This window comes from Lentzea albida, assembly GCF_900111005.1.
GTDB classification, from domain to species: Bacteria; Actinomycetota; Actinomycetes; order Mycobacteriales; family Pseudonocardiaceae; genus Lentzea; species Lentzea albida.
Window position 1 is genome coordinate 14,120 of record NZ_FOFV01000002.1, and the last position, 19,700, is coordinate 33,819.

The following is a 19,700-nucleotide window of genomic DNA, read 5'->3' on the forward strand; positions in this document are numbered from 1 at the left end:
AAACCGCTGAGCCGTTCGCCAGTTGAGACGGTGCGCCAAGTGGCCTCTTGATCGCTCAACACGCGCACGCCAAGGTGAGGAAGGTTCAGCTACCTGAACACCTCGGAAGCCGACGGCGTCAGACGAGGAGCACGAATGCGGAAACGCACGACGATCGTCCCTCTGCTAGCCCTTCTGGGCCTGGTCCTCCCCGCACCCGCGACCGCCCAGCCGAACGGCACGGTCACGTCGGGACAGGCCAGGTTCCAGATCCTCTCCCCCACCCTCATCCGGTCCGAGTTCGCCGGAGACCGCGTCTTCGAGAACCAGGCGACTTACAACGTTGTAAACAGAACCTTCCCCCGCACGGCCTACAGCACCCGGACCGAGAACGGCTGGCTGGTCATCACCACCTCGGCGATGACCCTGCGCTACCGCGTCGGTTCCGGGCCGTTCCGCGCGGACAACATCGAGCTGAAGACCGGGAGCACGACCGCGTCCCCGTGGCGGCGGGTGGTCTGTGCGACCGGACAGCTGTGCGAGGCCGAGGACCAGCACCGCGAGGGCATGCTCGTCGCGGCGGACCACGCGGGCCACACCGGCTGGGGCTTCGTCGCCGGGTTCTCCTACGTCAACAACGGCGTCACGGCCACCGTGCGCGCGACCAGTGCGGGCAGGCACCGGGTCGTCGTGCGGTACGCGAACGGGCAGGGCGGCGACGGCAAGCACGAGAACCGCACGCTCGGCCTCAGCGTCGACGGGCAGGCACCGCGGCAGATCACGCTGCCGAGGACGGCGAACTGGGACGACTGGCAGCAGGTGGCCACCGAGGTCGACCTCTCGGCCGGTGAGCACCGCGTCTCCCTCACGCGCGGCGCCGGCGACTCGGGCAACGTCAACGTTGACAGCCTCGCCCTGCTCGCGGCCGGACAGGCCTATCCCACGACCAGAGCGGTCGACGACTGCCGGTTCGGCACCAGCTGCGAGGCCGAGAACGGGGTGATCGGCGGCCCGGCCAAGATCGCCGACGAGCACGCCGGCCACGCGGGCACCGGGTTCGTCGCCGAACTGCGGGGCGGCACGCTGCTGACCCAGCGCGTGAGCAGCGTCCCGGCCGCCGGCACGTACCCCGTGGTCCTGCGCTACGCCAACGGTGTCGGTGGCGACGGCAAGCACGAACCGCGGACCGTGTTCCTCAACGGCCAGGCGATCACGTTGCCCACCACGGCGAACTGGGCCACGTGGGCCACGGCGACCGCGCAGGTCCCGTTGCCCGCCGGCACCTCCGACCTGAACGTCACGTGCCCGGACAGCGGCTGCCACGTCAACCTCGACACCGTCGGGGTGAACAACTCGGCGCAGCACATCGCGCTCGGCGGGTACCGGCGGTCGCTCGACGGGTACACCGGCACCAACGGCGATCCGAAGCTGTACCCCGGCCTGATGTACCGCGACGGCTGGTACGCGCTGGACGACACGTCGTCCGCCCTGCGCAACGGGACCCCGCGCGCGGACCGGGGCGCGCAGCCGTACCAGGACGGTTACGTGTTCGGCTACGGCCAGGACTACAAGACCGCCCTGGGCGACCTCGCGACGCTGACCGGCGGGCCGAAGCTGTTGCCGCGCTGGGCCTACGGCGTCTGGTACTCCGAGTACATCGACAGGACCGCGGCGGACTTCCGCGACCGGATCCTGCCCGCGTTCCGGCAGCACGGCGTGCCGCTGGACGTCCTGGTGGTCGACACCGACTTCAAGGGCCACAACCTGTGGAACGGCTGGCGGATGGACTCGTCCAAGTTCCCGGATCCGCAGGGGTTCCTGGACTGGGCGCACGGCGAGGGTCTGCACAGCACCCTCAACATCCACCCGAGCATCCAGGGCGACGACCCGGACTTCGCGCGGGCGCAGGCCACCGCGAAGGGCAAGCTGGCCAAGGGCAACTGCGCGAACTGCTACCTGTTCGACTGGGGCGACCCGGACCAGCTGCGGGCCTACGTCGAGCTGCACAGCAAGATGCCGACCGACTTCTGGTGGCTCGACTGGTGCTGCGACGGCTCGGGTTCGTCGTTGCGCGGCGTCACGCCGGACACGTGGATCAACGAGCAGTACTCGAAGATGGGCTCGTTCGCGTTCTCGCGCGGCTTCGGGTCGTTGCAGGCGGGCGGTTACAGCGGCGCGGGTCCGCTGCCGACAGGGCCGTGGGCGGAGAAGCGCACGACGCTGCACTTCACCGGGGACACGTCCTCGACGTGGGGCGTGCTGAAGGGCACCATCGGCTACACCTCGGCCGAGGGCGTCTCGACGGGCATGTCGAACATCAGCCACGACATCGGCGGCCACAACGACACCACCGGGCTGCGCGGGTCGGAGCAGTACCTCGACAACGGCCAGCTCCGCTACACCACCAAGATGCCGGACGACATGTACGCGCGGTGGGTGCAGCTCGGCGCGTTCCAGCCGATCACCCGACTGCACAGCAACCACGGCGACCGGTTGCCGTGGCAGTACGGACCGGCCGCGCAGGCGTCGGCGACGAAGTTCCTGAACCTGCGGGAACGGCTCGTGCCGTACCTGTACACGCTGGCGGAGCAGGCGAACCGCACCGGTGTGCCGATGGTGCGGCCGGCGTGGCTCGAGCACCCCGGCAGCCCCGAGGCGTACTCCACTGTGGACAGCCAGTTCCTGCTCGGGCAGGACGTGCTCGTCGCGCCGATCACCACGCCCGGTGACGTCGGTGAGACGCGGGTCTGGTTCCCGCCCGGCAGCCAGTGGACGGACTACTTCACCGGCCGCGTGTACCAGGGCGGCACCTGGGCCACGGTCAGCGCGGGCTGGGACACCATGCCGGTGTTCCTGCGCTCGGGCGGGATCCTGGTGGAGCGCACGAACAACGTCGCCAACGACGCGAAGAACCCGGCCAACGAGCTCACCGTGCACGTGACGGCGGGTGCCAAGGGCGAGTTCACCCTGTACGAGGACAAGGGGAAGCGCACCCGGATCAAGCAGTCCGGTGACGTGCTGACCGTGCAGTCGCCCGCGTTCTCCAAGAAGAAGTGGACCGTGGTCGTGCACGAAGCCGACGGCTCGACCCGGACCGTGCAGGGCTCGGGGAGGCCGGTGATCAGTCTTCGGGCACCCAGGTGAGCAGCCGGACCTTCGCGACGGTCCGGACGTGCTTGCGCATCGCCGCGGCGGCCTTCTTCGGGTCGCCCGCGGCGATGGCCTCGTAGATCGCCGTGTGCTGCGCCAGTGACCGGGACGGGCGCCCCGGCTGGCGCAGCGACTCGGTGCGGCTCTCGGTGATCTGCCGGGCGATGGTCTTCATGAAGTCGGCCAGCAGCGAGCTGTGGGCGGCGGCGGTGACGGCGGCGTGGAAGCGGCGATCCCCCTCCACGCCGTTCTCCCCTCCTGCGATCTCGTCGCGCATGTAGTCGAGCGCCTCGCGGATCGTCTCGAGCTCGGCGTCGGTGCGGCGTTCGGCTGCCAGTTCGGCCAGCTTGGTCTCCAGGGCCTCGCGGGCCTCCAGCACCTCGGGCAGGCGCTTGCGGCGCTCGACGAGCTGCTCGACCGGCTCGACGTCGAGGGTGTCGCGCACCAGGTACGTGCCGCCGCCGTGCCGGGCCTCGACCAGGCCCTGGACCTCCAGGACCACGATCGCCTGCTTGACCGACGCCCTGCTCACGCCCAGGCTCGCCGCCAGGTCGCGCTCGGCGGGCAGCCTGTCGCCCGCGCTCAGCCCCGCCTCGGTGACGTACGCGCGCAGCCGTTCGAGCACCTGCTCGTACAGGCGGGACTTCACCATCGGCCGGAGCGCTTCGGACATTTCGTCAGGATAACCGTCCAAGTGGCTGAGCCACTAGGCCACCTCTTGACAGCCGCCGGACAACGGGCGGAAAGTGGCTCATCCACTCAGCCACTGGGACAACCCAACGACGGGAGCCCTGCCCATGTCCGCCGAACTGATCTCGATACTCGTGCTGGTCGTGGTCTTCGTCATCGCCACGACGCGATCGATCAACATGGGAGCGCTGGCCTTCGCCGCCGCCTTCGGTGTCGGCACGCTGGTCGCGGACATGAAGACCGACGACATCTTCAAAGGCTTCCCCGGCTCGTTGTTCGTCGTGCTGGTCGGGGTGACGTTCCTGTTCGCCATCGCCCGCGCCAACGGCACCACGGACTGGCTGGTGCACCGGGCGATCCGGCTGGTCGGCGGGCGGATCGCGCTGATGCCGTGGGTGATGTTCGCGATCACCGGCGTGCTGACGGCGATCGGCGCGGTGAGCCCGGCGGCGGTGGCGATCGTGGCGCCGATCGCGATGGGCTTCGCGGCCAAGTACAGGATCAGCCCGCTCCTGATGGGCGTGATGGTCGTGCACGGCGCGCAGGCCGGCGGGTTCTCCCCCATCAGCATCTACGGCACGATCGTCAACGAGATCGTGGACAAGGAGGGCCTGCCGGGCAACGAGATCGTGCTGTTCCTGGCGAGCCTCGTGGTGAACCTGCTGATCGCCGTCGCGGTGTTCGTGGTGTGCGGCGGCATGAAGCTCGCCCGGCAGCCGCTGGACGCACCGGCGCTGGTCCGCACCGGTGGCGGCGGTACTGGCCCTGAAGACGACGAGCCCGCGGAGGAGCGCGTCACCCTGACCGCGCCCCGCATCGCCACCCTGCTCGGCCTCGTGGCGCTCGTGGTCGCCGCCCTCGGGTTCGACCTCGACGTCGGCCTCGCCGCGATCACCGTGGCCGTGCTGCTCAGCGTCGTGTGGCCGGAGACCTCCAAGCAGGCCATCACCCAGATCACCTGGCCGACCGTGCTGCTGATCTGCGGCATCCTGACCTACGTCGCCGTCCTGCAGAGCATGGGCACGATCAAGTGGGCGGGCGACTCGGTCGCGGGTGTCGGCGCTCCGCTGCTCGCCGCGCTGCTGATCTGCTACATCGGCGCGATCGTGTCGGCGTTCGCCTCGTCGGTCGGCATCATGGGCGCGCTGATCCCGCTGGCCGTGCCGTTCCTGCTGCAGGGCGAGGTGAGCGCGGTCGGGCTGATCGCGGCGCTGGCCGTGTCGGCGACCGTGGTCGACGTGAGTCCGTTCTCCACCAACGGCGCCCTGGTGCTGGCGGGTGCGCAGGACGTCGACCGCGACAAGTTCTTCAAGCAGTTGATGGTCTACGGCGGGATCATGGTCGCGGCGGCGCCGCCGCTGGTGTGGCTCGCCCTCGTCGTCCCGGGAATCTGGTGAGTTGATGTTTGCCTTGCAGTCGGACCGCGTCGCCCTCCGCTTCGGCGACCGCGCCCTCACCCACGCCGAGCTCGCCGGGTGCGCGGGAGCTCTGGCCCAGCGGCTGTCCGGGCTCCCCCGCGTCGCCGTCTGGGCCACCCCGACCATCGAGACCTGCGTGGCGGTGGTCGCGGCCCTGCTCGCCGGGGTGCCCGCCGTGCCGCTCAACCCGAAGGTCGGTGAACGGGAGCTCGCGCACATCGTGGCGGACAGCGCGCCCGCCCTGGTGCTCGCGGCTCCCGGCGTCGAACTGCCGCCGGGACTGGCCTCGGTGCCCCGCCTCGACGTGACGCCGGACGGCACCTCCGACGCGGCGTTCGCCGATCCCGGCGACGAGGCACCCGCTTTGATCGTCTACACCTCGGGCACCACCGGCTCGCCCAAGGGCGTCGTGCTGCCGCGCCGGTCGATCGTGTCCACTTTGGACGCGGTGGCCGAGGCGTGGGAGTGGACCTCTGACGACGTGCTGGTGCACGCGCTGCCGCTGTTCCACGTGCACGGCCTCATCCTCGGCGTGCTCGGCCCGTTGCGGCGCGGCGGCACGTTGCACCACCTCGGCAGGTTCTCGACCGCGCAGGTGGTGGAGGCCCTGGACGGCGACGGCACGATGATGTTCGGCGTCCCGACGATGTACCACCGCATCGCCGAGGAGGTCGGCTCCGCGCCCGCGCTCGCGGCGGCGCTCGGCAAGGCGCGGCTGCTCGTGTCCGGCTCGGCGGCGTTGCCGGTGCGCGACCACGAGCGGATCGCGGCGGCGACCGGGCAGCGCGTGGTCGAGCGGTACGGCATGACCGAGACGCTCATGAACACGAGCGTCCGCGCGGACGGCGACCGCAGGCCGGGCGCCGTCGGCGTGCCGCTGCCGGGCGTCGAGGTGAGGCTCGTCGACGACGCCGGCGCGACGCTGGACGAGGCCGGCGCGATCGGCGAGATCCAGGTGCGCGGCCCGAACCTGTTCACCGAGTACCTGAACCGCCCCGACGCCACCGCGGAGGCGTTCGCGGACGGCTGGTTCCGCACCGGCGACGTGGGCACGCGCGACGAGGACGGCTACTTCCGCATCGTCGGCCGCAAGGCCACGGACATCATCAAGAGCGGCGGCTACAAGATCGGCGCCGGTGAGATCGAGAACACCCTGCTGGAGCACCCCTCGGTAAAGGAGGTGGCGGTCACCGGCGAGCCGGACGACGACCTGGGCGAGCGCATCGTCGCGTGGGTGGTGCCCTCCGGCCCCGAGCCCGCCGCCGGTGAGCTGGCCGACCACGTGGCGCGCCTGCTCACGCCGCACAAGCGGCCGCGGGTGGTGCGGTTCGTGGAGTCGTTGCCGCGCAACGACATGGGCAAGGTGATGAAGCGTGCCCTCGGGACGTGAGTCCGCCCGTGAGGTGATCGGGCGGGTGGCGTCGGCGTTCACGGAGCTGCCGGACGGGTTGCCGGGGTGGCCTGGGGGCGGCGAGGAGCGTGGTGGCTGCGAGGAGGGCGGCGGCGCAGGTCAGCCCGCTGGTGGGGACGACCCGCTCGGCGGACCTGGCCGTGTCGGCTCTAACAACCCACTCGGCCACCCCCACAACGCCGCCACCAACAGCCCTCCCGGCGGCCCCAGCCACACGGCCACCGACGGCCCGCCCGGCGAACCGCACCACACCGACACCGACAGCCCGCCCGGCGGCCCCAGCCACACCGGCCCCGACGGCCCGCTCGCCTGGCCCGGCTACGGCGACCAGCTCTCCCGCGCCACCGCGTCCACCGGCGAGCGAGAGTCCGTCGTCTGCGGCGTCGCCGACATCGGCGGCGTCACCGCGGTGGTCGTCGCGTTCGAGTTCGGGTTCCTGGGCGGCTCGCTCGGCACCCGCACCGGAGCCCGCATCGAGCAGGCCATCGCCCACGCCCGCGAGCTGCGCGTGCCGGTCGTGTCGCTGGTCGCGACCGGCGGCAGCCGCATGCAGGAGGGCACGCTCGCGTTGATGCAGCTGCCCCGGATCGCCCGCCAGCTCACGCTCACCCGCGAGGTCGGGCTGCCGCACGTCTCGGTGCTGCGCGACCCCACCACCGGCGGCGGCTGGGCGACCCTGGGCGCGGGTGCCGACGTCGTGCTGGGGCTGCGCGGCGCCCAGGTCGGGTTCGCCGGCTCGCGGGTGCGGCCGCCGGGGTACGCGGTGGCGCAGCAGTTCGAGGCCGGGCTGGTCGACCAGCTCGTCACGCCCGGCGAACTGCGCGCTCGGCTGGAGCGCTGGCTGCGCCTGCTCACCACCCCCGCTCACGGCCCGGCTCCCGTGCCCGACGCGCTCGGTGCCACGGCGGTGCCGAAGACCGGGTGGGACGCCGTGCTGCGGGCCCGCGCGGCGAGCCGGCCGCGTGCGCGGGACTACCTCGCCGCCTACTTCGACTGGTACGAGCCGATCAGCGGCGACCGCGCCGGTGGCGTGGATTCCGGTGTACTGTGCGGGTTCGGGCACCGGGACGGCCGGACGATCGCCTACGCCGCGCAGTGCGGCACGGCCACGCGGCCCGCCGGGTTCCGGACCGCGGCACGGCTGGTCGCGCTGGCGGACCGGCTCGGCGTCCCGGTGCTGACGCTCGTCGACACGCCGGGCGCGGCCAACGACGCGGCCGCCGAGGAGGCCGGGGTGGGTGCGGCGATCGCCGGGCTGTTCACCGCGATCGCCGCGGCGCGCGTGCCGGTGACGACGTTGCTGATCGGGGAGGGCGGCTCGGGTGGCGCGCTGGCGTTCGCCGCGCCCGACCGGCTGTGGGTGACGCCGGACAGCTACCTCGCGGTGATCTCACCGGAGCTGGCGGCCGCGATCCTCAAGCGGGAACCGGCGCAGGCCAGGCAGACGGCGGACCAGCTGCGGCTGCGGCCGCAGGACCTGGTCGAGCTGGGCATCGCCGCGGGCATCGCCCAGCTCGGCCGGTCCCCCGGTCAGGCGACCGCGATGTAGAGGAACGCCAGCAGCGAACTCGGGACGCAGATCGTCACGATCCCGATCACGCCGTAGAAGGGTTCCTTCTTGCGCACCATCGCGGCCATGGCGCCGATTCCGACGGCGACGGACGCGATGAGCAGCAGAAGAACGACATGAGACATGGCAAGGTCCTCGAGGGTCAGGGGTGGGTGGAGTCGGCAGCGGCCGCGTGCGGCGGTGCCCGGCTCGACCGGTGACCCGAGGTCGTCGCCTCGAAGCTGTCGGCGGTGGCCGCGACGACCGCGGCCCGTTCCTGCGGTGGACGTGGGCCCGTCACGGCACCGGGCAGCGCCCAGCAGGCGTCGGGTGACCCGGTCGCGTGCACGTGGACGGCCGAGACCGGGGCGTTGAGCCCCGATCCCGGCTGGTCGGCCGCGGTGTCGCGCGTGCTCGTGCCGACGAACGCCAGCAGCAGGGCCAGCAGGAGCGCCGGCCACCTCACCGGGCCGCGGCCCTCCTCCGCAGGAAGAACTCGCCGATCGGCTCCACGTACCGGGCCGCGATCGGGCCGATGATCGCCATCAGCAGCACGTACGCGGTGGCGAGGGCGGCGAGTTGCTCGCTCACGTGCCCGGACGCCACCGCCAGGCCGGCGATGACGATCGAGAACTCACCTCTCGCGACCAGTGCGGCGCCGGTGCGGGCCCGGCCCATCGGGCCGATGCCCTGCCGTCGTGCGGCCCACCAGCCCGTCGCGACCTTCGTCAGCGTCGTGATCACGGCCAGCAGCACCGCCATGCCGAGCACCGGCGGGATCGTGCGCGGGTCGGTGTTGAGGCCGAACACCACGAAGAACATCGCGGCGAACAGGTCCCGCAGCGGTTCCAGCAGGCGCGTGGCGTTCTCGGCGGTGGAACCCGAGATCGCGATGCCGAGGAGGAACGCGCCGACGGCGGCGGACACCTGCAGCTCGGAGGCGATGCCGGCGACGAGCAGCGCGGAGCCGAGGAGCTTGAGCAGGAACACCTCGTGGTCGGGGCTGTCGACGACGGCCGAGATGACCCGGCCGTACTTGAGCGCCACCACCAGGACGACGGTGATCGCGAGCAGCGAGATGCCGACCGAGGTGAGGCCGCCGAGGAAGCTCACGCCCGCCAGCACGGCGGTGAGCACCGGCAGATAGACGGCCATCGCCAGGTCCTCGAACACCAGCACCGAGAGGATCACCGGTGTCTCGCGGTTGCCCAGCCGGCCGAGGTCGCCGAGGACCTTCGCGATGATGCCGGACGACGAGATGTACGTGACGCCCGCCATCGCGAGCGCCCCGACCGGTCCCCAGCCGAGCAGCAGCGCGACGATCGCGCCGGGTGCCGCGTTGAGGACGATGTCGAGGACACCGGCCATCCACGACTTCTTGAGGCCGGTCGTGAGTTCCGACGCCGAGTACTCGAGGCCCAGCAGCAGGAGCAGCAGCACCACGCCGATCTCGCTGGCGAGGTGGGTGAACTCCTCGATGCCGTGCAGCGGGACGAGGCCGCCGGAGCCGAACGCGAGTCCGCCGACGAGGTAGAGCGGGATCGGCGAGATGCCGAATCTCCAGGCGAGGCGGCCGAGCAGGCCCAGTCCGAAGAAGACCGCACCCAGTTGGATCAGCGCGATCGTGGTGTCGTGCACAGGTTCAGCCGCCCGTCAGGATGTCCGCGGCGGTGTCGAGACCGTCCGCGGTGCCGACGACGACCGCGAGATCGCCGTTCTCGAAGAGGAAGTCGGGGCCGGGGGACGGGTGCGCGTTGCCCGCCCGCACCACGGCCACCACGGACGCACCGGTGCGCGTGCGCAGCGCGGTGTCGCCGAGCGTGCGGCCGGCGAACGCCGTGACCGGCAGCTGGCGGGTGCTGATGCCGGCGATGTCGCGGTGCTGCTTGTCGAGATGGGACACGAGCTGCGGCGCCCCGAGCAGCCCGGCGAGCGTGCCCGCCTCCTCCGGCGCGAGCGGGATCGACGCGGCGGTGGCGTCGGGATCGTCCTGTTTGGACAGGATGAGCTCGAACTTGCCGTCGCGGTAGGAGATCACGCCGATCCGGCGGCCGGAGCGGATGGAGAAGTCCTGCCTGACCCCTATGCCGGGCAGGGGCGTCACTTCGACGTTCACTCGAGTTTCCTAGGGTTCGATGAGCCCGGCGCGGATCGCGTACCGGGTGAGTTCGAGGCGGTCCTTGAGCCCGAGTTTCTGCAGCAGGTTGGCCCGGTGCCGCTCGACGGTCTTGACGCTGATCACGAGCATGTCCGCGATCTCCTTGGAGGAGTGGCCCTCCGCGACCAGCTTGAGGATCTCCTCCTCGCGGTCGGTGATCGCCTTGGCCGGGAAGCCGCTCCCCTCCCTGGCGCGGTCGAGGTAGTTGCGGATCAGCGAGTTCACCGCGCCGGGGTAGAGGAACGGCTCGCCGCGCATGGCGGACCGGCACGCCTCGACCAGGTCGCGGTCGGCGACGGACTTGAGCACGTACCCCGAGGCACCCGCCTTCAGGGCCTCGAAGAAGTACTGCTCGTTGTCGTACATGGTGAGGATGAGGATCCTCAGGTCGGGCTGGAGCCGCGACAGCTCGCGCGCCGCCTGGAGTCCGGTGAGGCGCGGCATGGCGATGTCGAGGATCGCGAGGTCCGGCTGGTCCTCGCGCGCCTTGCTGATCGCCTCGGCGCCGTCGCCCGCCTCGCCGACGACCTCGAGGTCGGGCTCGTTGTCGAGGATCATCCGGACACCGCGGCGGACGAGCGCGTGGTCGTCCGCGAGCAGGATGCGCACGGTCATTCGCCCGCCCCCTTCGCCTTGACGGTGAGCCGGACCTCGGTGCCCCTGCCGGGCGCCGCGCCGACTTCCAGGTCGGCGCCCACGAGCAGGGCGCGTTCCCGCATGCCCCGGATGCCCGCGCCCTCCTGGCTGGTGCCGATCCCCCGGCCGTTGTCCCGGATCGTGAGCTCCACCTGGGACGGTCGTGCCTTCAGGCTCAGCTCGGCCTCGTCGGCCCCGGAGTGGCGGATGGTGTTGGTGAGCCCCTCCTGCGCGACGCGGTAGACGACCAGCTCGGTCTCGGCGTCGAGCGGGGGGAGGTTCTTGTCGAACCGCCGCCGGATCGCGAGCCCGGTCGGTTCGGAGATCTCGTTCGTGAGGGCCTTGAGCGCGCTGACCAGCCCCAGTTCCTCCAGCACGCCGGGTCGCAGTCTGCGCGCGATGCGGCGGATCTCGTCGAGGGTGCTGCGCGTGGTCTCCTGCACCTGCAGCAGTTCCTCGCGCGTCTCCTGCGGCGACTGGTCCGCGACCCGCTTGAGGCTCAGCAGCACCGCCGTCAGCGACTGCCCCACCTCGTCGTGCAGTTCCTGCGCCACCCTGCGCCGCTCCGACTCCTGCGCCGACAGCGCGATGGCCGAGCTGTACCCCCGCTCGGCCTCCAGCCGGTCGATCATGCTGTTGAACGTCGTGATCAGCTCCGCGATCTCCCCGTGTCCCGTCGCCTGCAACCGCGGCCCCGGCTTGAGCAGGTCGATCGTGGTCATCGCGCGCGTCAGCCGCCCGAGCGGCGCCAGCCCCACCCGGATCAGCACGGCGTTCGCGATCAGCATCACCACCAGCCCCGACGCGAGCACCAGCACCTCGCGCGACAGCGCGGGCGTCGACACCGTCGCAGGCCCGAACACGAGCAGCGCGGCCGCCACCACGAGGACCAGGGCGTTCAGCAGGAAGATCCGCCCGAACAACGACACGCGCGCCGCCTCTCCGTGATCACTTCCCGCCACGCCTGCGAGGCTGACGGGCGAGGGCGCCACCTGTCCATCCGTGGCAACACCCATGTTGGCGGCGAGCGGGCGGGTGTGCCGGTCGGCGGGGTGGGGACGGGTGCCGGGGTGGGGATGGTCACGGCGGGGTGAGTGAGGTGGGTCTCGGCCCGGGTGGGGTCGCGGAAGGGCGCGTCAGGGAATCGAGACCGACCGGCGGCCGTCGTCGCGCCGCGCGGCGCGATACCGGCCGGGCGTCGCGCCGTGAGAACGGGCGAAGGCCCTGCTGAAGGCGGGGACCGACTGGTAACCGACCGCCACGGCCACGGCCTCGACCGGGTCCCACGTCTTGCTCAGGCGCACCGCGGCCAGGTCCATGCGCCACTGCGTCAGGTAGGCGGCGGGGCTCTGCCCGGTGGCCGCCGCGAACCGGCGGGACAGCGTCGCCCGGGACACGTCGAGAGCGGAGGCCAGCGTCGCCGTGGTCCATTGCCGTGCGGGCTCGGCGTGCAGGTGTTCCATCGCGCTGTGCACGAGCGGGTCTCCGAGCACTCCGAGCCAGGTGCCCCGATGTCCTGCCCGCGTGGGCAGCCAGGCCCGCACGAGCTGGACGAGCAGGACGTCGACCAGGCTGTTCAGCACCGCCCTTCCCGCCAGCCGCGGGTGGCTCAGTTCTCGCCCGAGCATCCGGACGGTGTCGTCGAAACCGGCCTCGCCCTGGTCCCCGCGGATGTGCACCACCTCCGGCAGCGTGCCGAGGATCTGGGTGTGCACGGTGTGGTCGCAGTCGTACCTGATGGTCAGGACGCGGGTGCGGGCGGGCTGCTCCCCGAAGCGGATCACCTCGCCCGCCTCGAACGCCTGGGCCACCACCGCCGGATCGACCGCCGGGCCACCCGCCCCCGGCGCGCTGCCGAGCACGTGCGGCGGCCCCGCCGGCATGAGGACCACGTCTCCCGCCGCCAGCTCGAGCCACGAGTCCCCGAGACCGAGCCAGGCGCTGCCGGCGGTGACCACGTGCAGGACCGCCGTGGTGCAGTCCGCCACCGGGACCGACCAGGTCCCGCTCGCCTCCATGCGGGCGCCGATCGTGCCCCGCACGCCGGAGATCTCGAGCACGTCCGCGACGAGGTCCATGCGGCCATGCTAGATGACGCAAACGAGCAAGAAGATGAGTTTTTCAGGCATCGACTGCTCATCAGCTGATCCATACGGTGAATTCATGACAACCGACACCATGCGGGCGCTCGTCGCGACCGGCTACGGCGATCCCGAACAACTCACGATCGCCGAACTGCCCGTTCCCCGTCCCGGCCCCGGCCAGGTCCTGGTGAAGATCGCCGCCTCGACGATCAACCCCACCGACCTGCGCGTCACCACCGGTGGCTACCGCGACCTGGTCGACCTGCGGTTCCCCTACACGCTCGGCAACGAGTTCGCGGGCACCGTCACCGAGGCCGGACCGGGCGTCACCCGCTTCCGCGCCGGTGACGAGATCTTCGGCCAGGCCCTCCCCCGCCAGCTGCGCGCCGCCGCCGACCCCGTGCGACCGTCCCTGAGCACCGGTGCGCTCGCCGACTACGCGGTCTTCGAGGCGGACACGCCGGCGCTGCACCACCGCCCCGCCGCCCTCGACGCGGAGCGGGCCGCGTCGCTGGTGATCGCGGGCGGCACCACGCTGGCGGTCGTGGACGCCGCGAAGATCCAGCCCGGCGAGTCGGTCCTCGTCATCGGCGCGACCGGGCCGGTCGGCCTCACGCTGGTCCCGGTCCTGAACGCCGCCGGCGCCGAGATCACGGCGACCGCCCGCACCGAGGAGGCGGCCGAGCTGCTGCGCGGCCTCGGCGCGCACCGCACGGTCGGCTACGACGACTACCCCGCGGGTGTCGACGTCGTCCTCAACCTGGCGCTCTTCCCCGACGGCCTGCCCGCGGCGGCACGCAGCCTGCGTCCCGGCGGCAGGCTGATCTCCATCATCTTCCCGGAACCGCGGCTGGAGCAGCTGGGACGCGACGACGTGGAGCTGGGCTTCGTGATGAACCCGGGCAACGGGGCGCACGGGGCCCAGGCCGTCGCCGAGGCCGCGATCGCGGGCCAGCTCTCCACGCCGATCGCCCGCCGCTACTCACTCGACGACGGTGTCGAAGCGGCGATCCACTACGCCCGCCGGCACCCGCTCGGCAAGGTCGTCGTGACCATGTGAGCAGCGGGACCGCGGTGGGCGACAGCCGCCGGCGCGAGGTCGCAGGACAGCAGGCCGGCGCCGTCGCGCGTGCCGCACGAGGGCCAACACCCACGCCGGGTGTCCGTCACCCCTGCACGGCACCGGCAGGTTGGGGGCTGCCCCCGATCGCCGAACCGGACAAATCCGGCGCATCCTGGAGCATGAGACGCCCTCGACCCCCAGGAGGCGCCCCGTGCCACCCACGACGACCCGCCGCACGCGGACCTGGCCCTTCCACGTCCTGGCCGCGGCCCTGGTGATCGCCGGCCTGCTCACACCCCACGCACTGCTGGTGGCGGCCGGCCTCATCCTGGCCGGCTCGGTGGCGCTCAGGCCTTCTTCGGCACGGTGAACACGCGCAGGAACGTGGCGAGCAGCTCGCGGCGGCCCCTCAGCTCCAGCGCGCCGTCCCTCGCCTGCGTGATGATCGCGCGGTAGGACGCCAGCTCGTCGTCGGTGAACGTGGTGATGATCGTCAGGTCCGGCTCCACCGGGGCGGGACCCAGGCCGGTGACCAGGGAGCCGTCGGTGATGACGGCGTGCACGACCACGTCGCGCACGTGGATCTCCCACGAAGCGGTCAGGCCGGCCGCCTGTTCGGCCTGGAAGACGGCGCGCAGGTTGAGCACGAGACCCTCCGGCGTGACGACGTCGCCCCGCTGCGGCTCGCCCAGTTGCGGCGCGCCCCAGCGGGCCAGCGCCAGCAGCACCGGCTCCAGGGACTGGCCGACCGGGGTCAGCGCGTAGACGACGCCACGGCCGGGCGCGGGGGCCACCTGGCGCTCCACGATGCCCGACTGCTCGAGCTCCTTCAGGCGCGTGGCCAGCACGTTCGTCGGGATTCCCGCCAGTCCGGTCTGCAGTTCGGTGTACCGCCGCGGGCGCACGATCAGGTTCCGGACGATCAGCAACGCCCAGCGCTCGCCGACGAGCTCCAGGGCCCGGGCGAGGCCGCAGTACTGGCCGAAATCGCGTCGCTTCACACCACTGACAGTAGCAAGCTTGCCTGAGCGCATCCAGCTGCGTGACGAAAAGCGCACTTGCAAAAAGCAAGCGAACCCGCTTACGGTCGTCGCGACCCACTACCCCGGACTTGAAGGACGTGCGATGACCGCACTGCTCGATCGCACCGACACGGCCGTGCGCCGGCCGTATGTGTCACGCGGCGTCGGCTTCGCGGGCATCTCGGCCGCGATGGTCGCGATCCTCGTGGCGGCCGGCGCGCCGACGCCGTTGCTGCCGATCTACCAGCACCAGTGGGGGTTCGCGCCGTGGGTGCTGACGCTCGCGTTCGGCATCTACGCGTTCGCGCTGCTCGTCTCGATCCTCGTGTTCGGGTCGTTGTCCGACCACGTGGGACGGCGGCCGCTCATGATCGCGGCACTGGGGCTCGACCTCGTCGCGATGCTGATCTTCCTCGCGGCACCGGACGTCGGCTGGATCATCGCGGCGCGGATCGTGCAGGGTGTCGCCACCGGGGCCGCGTCGAGTGCGCTGAGCGCGGCCGTGGTCGAACTGGCGCCCGAGCGGTTCAAGAAGCTCGGCGCGCAGATGACCAGCATGGCGCCGCTCGGCGGGCTCGCGATCGGCGCGTTGTTCGCCGGGCTGCTGGCCGAGTTCGCGGCGAACGCCGCGTTCGAGGTGTGGTTCGCGCTCGCCGTCGTCATGGCGGCCGGGACGGTCTTCGCGGTGTTCACGCCGGAGACGGCGACCCGCAAGCCCGGAGCGGTGAAGGCGCTGAACCCGCGCATCTCGTTGCCGCGCCAGGTGCGCAGGCTCTACTGGACGACGGTGCCCGGCATCGTCGGCGGGTTCACGACGATGACGTTGTTCATGGGACTCGTGCCCGCGCTGCTGGTCGCCGTGTTCGGCGTGCGGAGCCCGATCGTCGGGTCACTGCTGGCGTTCGTCGCGCTCGGGGCGGGCACCGCGGCCTCCGCGTTCTCGAGCGGCGTCAAGGCTCCCCGGCTCCGGTTCGCCGGGACGAGCGCGATGGTCGCCGGCGCGGTCCTGTTCGTCGGCAGCATCGGCGCCACCTCGCTGCCGCTGCTGTGGGCGGCCGCGGTCGTGGGCGGCGCGGGTATCGGCGCCTCGTTCGCCGGCGCCACGCGCGGGCTCGTGCCCGAGGTCGCGCCGCACGAACGCGCCGGGCTCTTCACCGCGATCTTCTTCGTCGGCTACCTCGCGATGGGCACGTCGGCGATCGTCGCCGGGATCTTCATCGGCGTCGCCGGCGCGGCGGCCACGGCCGTCGGGTTCGGGGTGTTCAACGCCGTCGTGACGCTGATCGGCCTGGTCGCGATCGCGCGGTTCAACCGGACGTGATCCTGTCCGCGTGGACGTGCGTGCGCACGCCCTGCGGGTCGAACAGGATCAGCAGTTCGACCGCGCCGCCGTCCGCGCTGCCCAGCCAGTGCGGCTTCGCGGTGTCGAACTCGGCGGCCTCACCCGGCGGCAACGTCAGGTCGAGGTCGTCGAGCACCAGCCGCAACCGTCCGTTGAGGACGTAGAGCCACTCGAACCCGTCGTGCGTCTTCAAAGCGGGTTCCAGCGGCGGCGACACGGCCGGGATCAGCATCTTGAACGACTGCACGCCACCCGGCCGCCGGGACAACGGCACGAACGTCATGCCGTACCTGTGGATCGGCTTGAGGTGGATGCGCGGGTCACCGGTCCGCGGGGCGCCGACGAGGTCGTCCAGCGGCACGTCGTAGACGCGCGACAACGGCAGCAGCAGTTCCAGCGTCGCCCGGCGCTGCCCGCTCTCCAGCCGCGACAGCGTGCTCTCGGAGATGCCGGTGGTCGTCGCGAGGTCGGCGAGGGTGATGCCGCGGTGCCGCCGCAACGTCCGCAGCCGCGCTCCCACCCCGTCGAGGACCTCGTCGGTGTCGCGGTTCATGAACCCGAGCTTGCCACATCGGCAAGTTTTCGTGCCAGGAGCAGCAACCGCGCCTCAAGCTCGTGACCATGAAACGTCTCGTGCTCGCCCTGCTGCTCCTGATCACGGCCTGTTCCGCTCCGCCCGAGCCCGAACCGCACACCGCGCTCACCCGGAACGACCCGGTGTTCCAGAAGACCTTCAGCCACGAGTTCGCGGACGTCGACGGCGTGCGGATGCACTACGTGAAGGGCGGCACCGGCAGCCCTGTCGTGCTCCTGCACGGCTGGCCGCAGACCTGGTACGGCTGGTGGCCGATCATGCCCGAGCTCGCCGAACGCCACACCGTCTACGCGCTCGACCTGCCCGGCCTCGGGGACAGCACCGGTACGCCGACCGGGTACGACAAGGCCACGCTCGCCCGGTACGTCCACGCGCTGACCGGCAGACTCGGCCTCCAGAACGCCTCGATCGTCGGCCACGACCTGGGCGCCGCCGTCGCGTTCCAGTACGCCAGCCAGTTCCCGCAGGACACGGCCCGGCTGGGTTACCTCGACCTGCCGCTGCCCGGCCCCGCCATCGACGCCCGCACCTACCGCGCGCTCAGCTGGCACATCGCGTTCCACTCGCAGCCCCGGGTTCCCGAGGCGGTCGTGCGGAACGACGTCCGCGACTACTTGGAGCTCTTCTACCCGCAGGTCTCCTACCAGGGCAGCGCTTTCGGCGGCACGTCGACGAAGTCCCCGTTCACCGACGACGAGATCACCGAGTACGCGCGCACCTACGACAAGACGCTGAAGAACGGCTTCGACCTGTACCGCGCCCTCGACCAGGACGTCCGCGACACCGAGGCCGCGAAGCCCGTGCGGGCGCCCACGCTGGTCATGGCCGCGGAGGGGCAGGCCGAGGCGATCAAGGGCACGGCGGCCCCGCGGATGACGAACATCGTGCGCGCGCTCGACGTCCCGAAGGCGGGCCATTGGCTCGTCGAGGAGAACCCGGAGTTCGTCACCGCGGAGCTGCTGCGCTTCCTCAGCTCATGACCGGGAACCGGTCGGCCCACGGCGCGGCTTCCTCCAGCTGCGCCGCGAGCTTGATCAGCACCGCCTCGCCGGCCAGCGGCGCCACGAACTGCACGCCGAGCGGGAGCCCGTCCGCCGTCCAGTGCAGCGGCAACGACAGCGCGGGCCGTCCGGTGAGGTTCGCGAGCTGCGTGTACGGCACCCAGCCCAGGTTGTCCCTGATCATGTCGTCGACGATCTTCGTGTGCTTGAGGAACCGGGCCGTGCCGGTCTTGAGCAACGCGTCGGTGGCCCGTTGCAGCGACACCGGCAGCTCGAACTGGCCGACCTCGGGCGGCGGGGTCGCGAGCGTCGGTGTGAGCAGCAGGTCGTACGACTCGAAGTACGTGGTCAGGCGGCTGGTGTGCTCGTGGCGCCGCTGCACCGCGTCCACGTAGTCGACGCTGCTCGTGGCCCGTCCGAGGGCGGCCATGAGCAGCGTGTCGCGTTCGAACGCGATGTCCGGCGCCCCGGTGAGGCGCTTGGCCTCGGCGACCCGCCAGGCGAGGTTCACGAACCACGTCAGCAGGAAGTCCTTGGCGAGGGCCGCGTCGTCGAACGGCGCCTGCGGCAGTTCCTCGACGTGGTGGCCGAGGCCGGTCAGCACGCGGACGGCCGACGCGACGGCCGCGACCGCCTCGGGGTGCGGGTCCGGGTTGATCGCCGACGGCACGCGCACGCCGATCCGCAGCCTGCCCGGGTCCTGCCCGACGAAGGACGCGAACGGCTCCGAGGGCAGCGCGGGTGAGAACGGCCCGGCGGGCTCACCGCCGCAGATGACGTCGAGCATCGCGGCCGTGTCGCGGACCGTGCGCGAGACGACCCCTTGCACCGCCGCGCCGTGCATCGTCTCGGCGGCGTCGGGGCCGAACGGCGTGAGCCCGCGGCCCGGCTTCAGCCCGACGAGCCCGCAGCACGCGGCCGGGATCCGGGTCGAGCCGCCACCGTCGTTGGCACCCGCGCACGGCACGATCCCGGCGGCGACCGCGGCGGCCGACCCGCCCGACGAGCCACCGGGTGTGCGCGTCAGGTCCCACGGGTTGCGCGCGGGACCCCAGGTGACGGGCTCGCTGATCGCCTTCGCGCCGAACTCCGGCAGGTTGGTCTTGCCGAAGATCACCAGGCCGGCGTCGATCCAGCGCTGCACGACGGTCGAGTGCGCGGTCGCGTTGTACCCCTTGAGCGACCGCGAGCCGTTCGAGGTCGGCAGTCCCGCGTAGTCCTGGCCGAGGTCCTTGATCAGGAACGGCACGCCGGCGAACGGACCCGTGAGGTCGTCGCCCGGCTCGGCCGGGACGTCGCGCACGATCGCGTTCAGGCGCGGGTTCACCTCGGCGGCGCGTTGCCGTGCCACGGCGAGCAGTTCGGCCGCGGACACCTGCTTGTCCGCGACGAGCCGGGCAAGCCCGGTGGCGTCGTACTTCCGGTACTCGTCGAAGTCCACGCGCTCAAACTAGTGGTGTGGCTCAGGACGTTGCCGGTGTATTCGCGGTCAGACGGGTGTGTCGTGGTGCCGCCCCCACGTTCTCGTACTGGTTGTACGGGGACGTGGGGGCGGTGCCGCGACGGATCCTGCTGAGCGCGGATGCGCCGCCAACGTCCTGT

Annotated in this window: 19 protein-coding genes; 8 read left to right on the plus strand and 11 right to left on the minus strand. The window is 71.7% G+C overall.

From position 1 onward, the window contains the following. Positions 1-135 precede the first annotated feature (135 nt). Positions 136-3,123 carry a TIM-barrel domain-containing protein gene (locus BMY74_RS05495; protein ID WP_089910609.1) on the plus strand — a complete coding sequence of 996 codons (2,988 nt, stop codon included), beginning with the start codon at positions 136-138 and terminating at the stop codon, positions 3,121-3,123. Here the strand turns inward: BMY74_RS05495 and BMY74_RS05500 are convergent. Beyond that, on the minus strand, positions 3,101-3,802 hold the full coding sequence (locus BMY74_RS05500) for a FadR/GntR family transcriptional regulator (protein ID WP_089910611.1): 702 nt from the start codon (positions 3,800-3,802) through the stop codon (positions 3,101-3,103). The two genes, BMY74_RS05495 and BMY74_RS05500, sit on opposite strands and share 23 nt — an antisense overlap. A 124-nt stretch (positions 3,803-3,926) precedes the next feature. On the opposite strand from BMY74_RS05500, the gene BMY74_RS05505 reads away from it, so the two are divergent. The 3 genes from BMY74_RS05505 to BMY74_RS05515 are packed head-to-tail and all read left to right on the plus strand — an operon-like array spanning position 3,927 to position 8,197. Then, positions 3,927-5,216 (plus strand): SLC13 family permease, encoded by a 1,290-nt coding sequence (locus BMY74_RS05505; RefSeq protein WP_089910614.1) that lies wholly within the window; start codon positions 3,927-3,929, stop codon positions 5,214-5,216. A 4-nt stretch (positions 5,217-5,220) separates the two neighbouring features. Beyond that, positions 5,221-6,627 (plus strand): acyl-CoA synthetase, encoded by a 1,407-nt coding sequence (locus BMY74_RS05510; protein WP_089912418.1) that lies wholly within the window; start codon positions 5,221-5,223, stop codon positions 6,625-6,627. Further along, positions 6,611-8,197 (plus strand): carboxyl transferase domain-containing protein, encoded by a 1,587-nt coding sequence (locus BMY74_RS05515; protein WP_245785921.1) that lies wholly within the window; start codon positions 6,611-6,613, stop codon positions 8,195-8,197. Before BMY74_RS05510 ends, BMY74_RS05515 begins: the two co-directional genes overlap by 17 nt. Here the strand turns inward: BMY74_RS05515 and BMY74_RS44815 are convergent. From BMY74_RS44815 to BMY74_RS05545, 7 genes are all read right to left on the minus strand, one after another. Then, the gene (locus BMY74_RS44815; protein WP_177229590.1) at positions 8,179-8,343 is read right to left on the minus strand and encodes a hypothetical protein; all 165 of its coding nucleotides are present in this window, start codon (positions 8,341-8,343) and stop codon (positions 8,179-8,181) included. The genes BMY74_RS05515 and BMY74_RS44815 overlap by 19 nt on opposite strands. Positions 8,344-8,360: 17 nt before the next feature. Next, positions 8,361-8,663 carry a hypothetical protein gene (locus BMY74_RS05520; protein ID WP_089910616.1) on the minus strand — a complete coding sequence of 101 codons (303 nt, stop codon included), beginning with the start codon at positions 8,661-8,663 and terminating at the stop codon, positions 8,361-8,363. Next, complete coding sequence (locus BMY74_RS05525) at positions 8,660-9,835, minus strand: cation:proton antiporter (RefSeq protein ID WP_089910619.1); 1,176 nt, start codon at positions 9,833-9,835, stop codon at positions 8,660-8,662. The genes BMY74_RS05520 and BMY74_RS05525 overlap by 4 nt, the downstream gene beginning before the upstream one ends. 4 nt (positions 9,836-9,839) lie before the next feature. Further along, complete coding sequence (locus BMY74_RS05530; RefSeq protein ID WP_089910622.1) at positions 9,840-10,313, minus strand: cation:proton antiporter regulatory subunit; 474 nt, start codon at positions 10,311-10,313, stop codon at positions 9,840-9,842. A gap of 9 nt (positions 10,314-10,322) precedes the next feature. Continuing rightward, positions 10,323-10,970: a response regulator gene (locus BMY74_RS05535; protein WP_089910625.1), complete on the minus strand. Its 648-nt coding sequence runs from the start codon at positions 10,968-10,970 to the stop codon at positions 10,323-10,325. Further along, positions 10,967-11,953, minus strand: a complete 987-nt coding sequence (locus tag BMY74_RS05540; RefSeq protein WP_245785922.1) for a HAMP domain-containing sensor histidine kinase — start codon at positions 11,951-11,953, stop codon at positions 10,967-10,969. Before BMY74_RS05540 ends, BMY74_RS05535 begins: the two co-directional genes overlap by 4 nt. Positions 11,954-12,127: 174 nt before the next feature. Beyond that, positions 12,128-13,069: an AraC family transcriptional regulator gene (locus BMY74_RS05545; RefSeq protein WP_177229591.1), complete on the minus strand. Its 942-nt coding sequence runs from the start codon at positions 13,067-13,069 to the stop codon at positions 12,128-12,130. Between the two features lie 85 nt (positions 13,070-13,154). Between BMY74_RS05545 and BMY74_RS05550 the strand changes: the two genes are divergently transcribed. Next, a complete protein-coding gene (locus tag BMY74_RS05550; protein WP_218159526.1) occupies positions 13,155-14,135 on the plus strand; it encodes an NADP-dependent oxidoreductase in 981 nt (326 codons plus the stop codon). Positions 14,136-14,349: 214 nt separating this feature from the next. Then, on the plus strand, positions 14,350-14,508 hold the full coding sequence (locus BMY74_RS44820) for a hypothetical protein (protein ID WP_177229592.1): 159 nt from the start codon (positions 14,350-14,352) through the stop codon (positions 14,506-14,508). Here the strand turns inward: BMY74_RS44820 and BMY74_RS05555 are convergent. Next, positions 14,486-15,139: a winged helix-turn-helix transcriptional regulator gene (locus BMY74_RS05555; RefSeq protein ID WP_089910634.1), complete on the minus strand. Its 654-nt coding sequence runs from the start codon at positions 15,137-15,139 to the stop codon at positions 14,486-14,488. The genes BMY74_RS44820 and BMY74_RS05555 overlap by 23 nt on opposite strands. 124 nt (positions 15,140-15,263) lie before the next feature. On the opposite strand from BMY74_RS05555, the gene BMY74_RS05560 reads away from it, so the two are divergent. Continuing rightward, positions 15,264-16,481, plus strand: coding sequence for an MFS transporter (locus tag BMY74_RS05560; protein ID WP_089910638.1), 1,218 nt, complete (start codon positions 15,264-15,266; stop codon positions 16,479-16,481). Here the strand turns inward: BMY74_RS05560 and BMY74_RS05565 are convergent. Then, positions 16,468-17,055, minus strand: coding sequence for a helix-turn-helix domain-containing protein (locus BMY74_RS05565; protein WP_089910641.1), 588 nt, complete (start codon positions 17,053-17,055; stop codon positions 16,468-16,470). The genes BMY74_RS05560 and BMY74_RS05565 overlap by 14 nt on opposite strands. 68 nt (positions 17,056-17,123) lie before the next feature. Between BMY74_RS05565 and BMY74_RS05570 the strand changes: the two genes are divergently transcribed. Further along, positions 17,124-18,077 (plus strand): alpha/beta fold hydrolase, encoded by a 954-nt coding sequence (locus BMY74_RS05570; RefSeq protein WP_089912427.1) that lies wholly within the window; start codon positions 17,124-17,126, stop codon positions 18,075-18,077. On the opposite strand, the gene BMY74_RS05575 is transcribed toward BMY74_RS05570, so the two are convergent. After that, on the minus strand, positions 18,067-19,539 hold the full coding sequence (locus BMY74_RS05575) for an amidase (protein WP_089910644.1): 1,473 nt from the start codon (positions 19,537-19,539) through the stop codon (positions 18,067-18,069). The two genes, BMY74_RS05570 and BMY74_RS05575, sit on opposite strands and share 11 nt — an antisense overlap. Positions 19,540-19,700: the final 161 nt, after the last annotated feature.

Coding starts and splice junctions, on each gene's coding strand:
- BMY74_RS05495 (WP_089910609.1), top strand. CDS start 136: ATGCGGAAACGCACGACGATCGTCCCTCTGCTAGCCCTTCTGGGCCTG.
- BMY74_RS05500 (WP_089910611.1), bottom strand. CDS start 3,802: ATGTCCGAAGCGCTCCGGCCGATGGTGAAGTCCCGCCTGTACGAGCAG.
- BMY74_RS05505 (WP_089910614.1), top strand. CDS start 3,927: ATGTCCGCCGAACTGATCTCGATACTCGTGCTGGTCGTGGTCTTCGTC.
- BMY74_RS05510 (WP_089912418.1), top strand. CDS start 5,221: ATGTTTGCCTTGCAGTCGGACCGCGTCGCCCTCCGCTTCGGCGACCGC.
- BMY74_RS44815 (WP_177229590.1), bottom strand. CDS start 8,343: ATGTCTCATGTCGTTCTTCTGCTGCTCATCGCGTCCGTCGCCGTCGGA.
- BMY74_RS05535 (WP_089910625.1), bottom strand. CDS start 10,970: ATGACCGTGCGCATCCTGCTCGCGGACGACCACGCGCTCGTCCGCCGC.
- BMY74_RS05545 (WP_177229591.1), bottom strand. CDS start 13,069: ATGGACCTCGTCGCGGACGTGCTCGAGATCTCCGGCGTGCGGGGCACG.
- BMY74_RS05550 (WP_218159526.1), top strand. CDS start 13,155: ATGACAACCGACACCATGCGGGCGCTCGTCGCGACCGGCTACGGCGAT.
- BMY74_RS05560 (WP_089910638.1), top strand. CDS start 15,264: ATGACCGCACTGCTCGATCGCACCGACACGGCCGTGCGCCGGCCGTAT.
- BMY74_RS05565 (WP_089910641.1), bottom strand. CDS start 17,055: ATGAACCGCGACACCGACGAGGTCCTCGACGGGGTGGGAGCGCGGCTG.
- BMY74_RS05570 (WP_089912427.1), top strand. CDS start 17,124: ATGAAACGTCTCGTGCTCGCCCTGCTGCTCCTGATCACGGCCTGTTCC.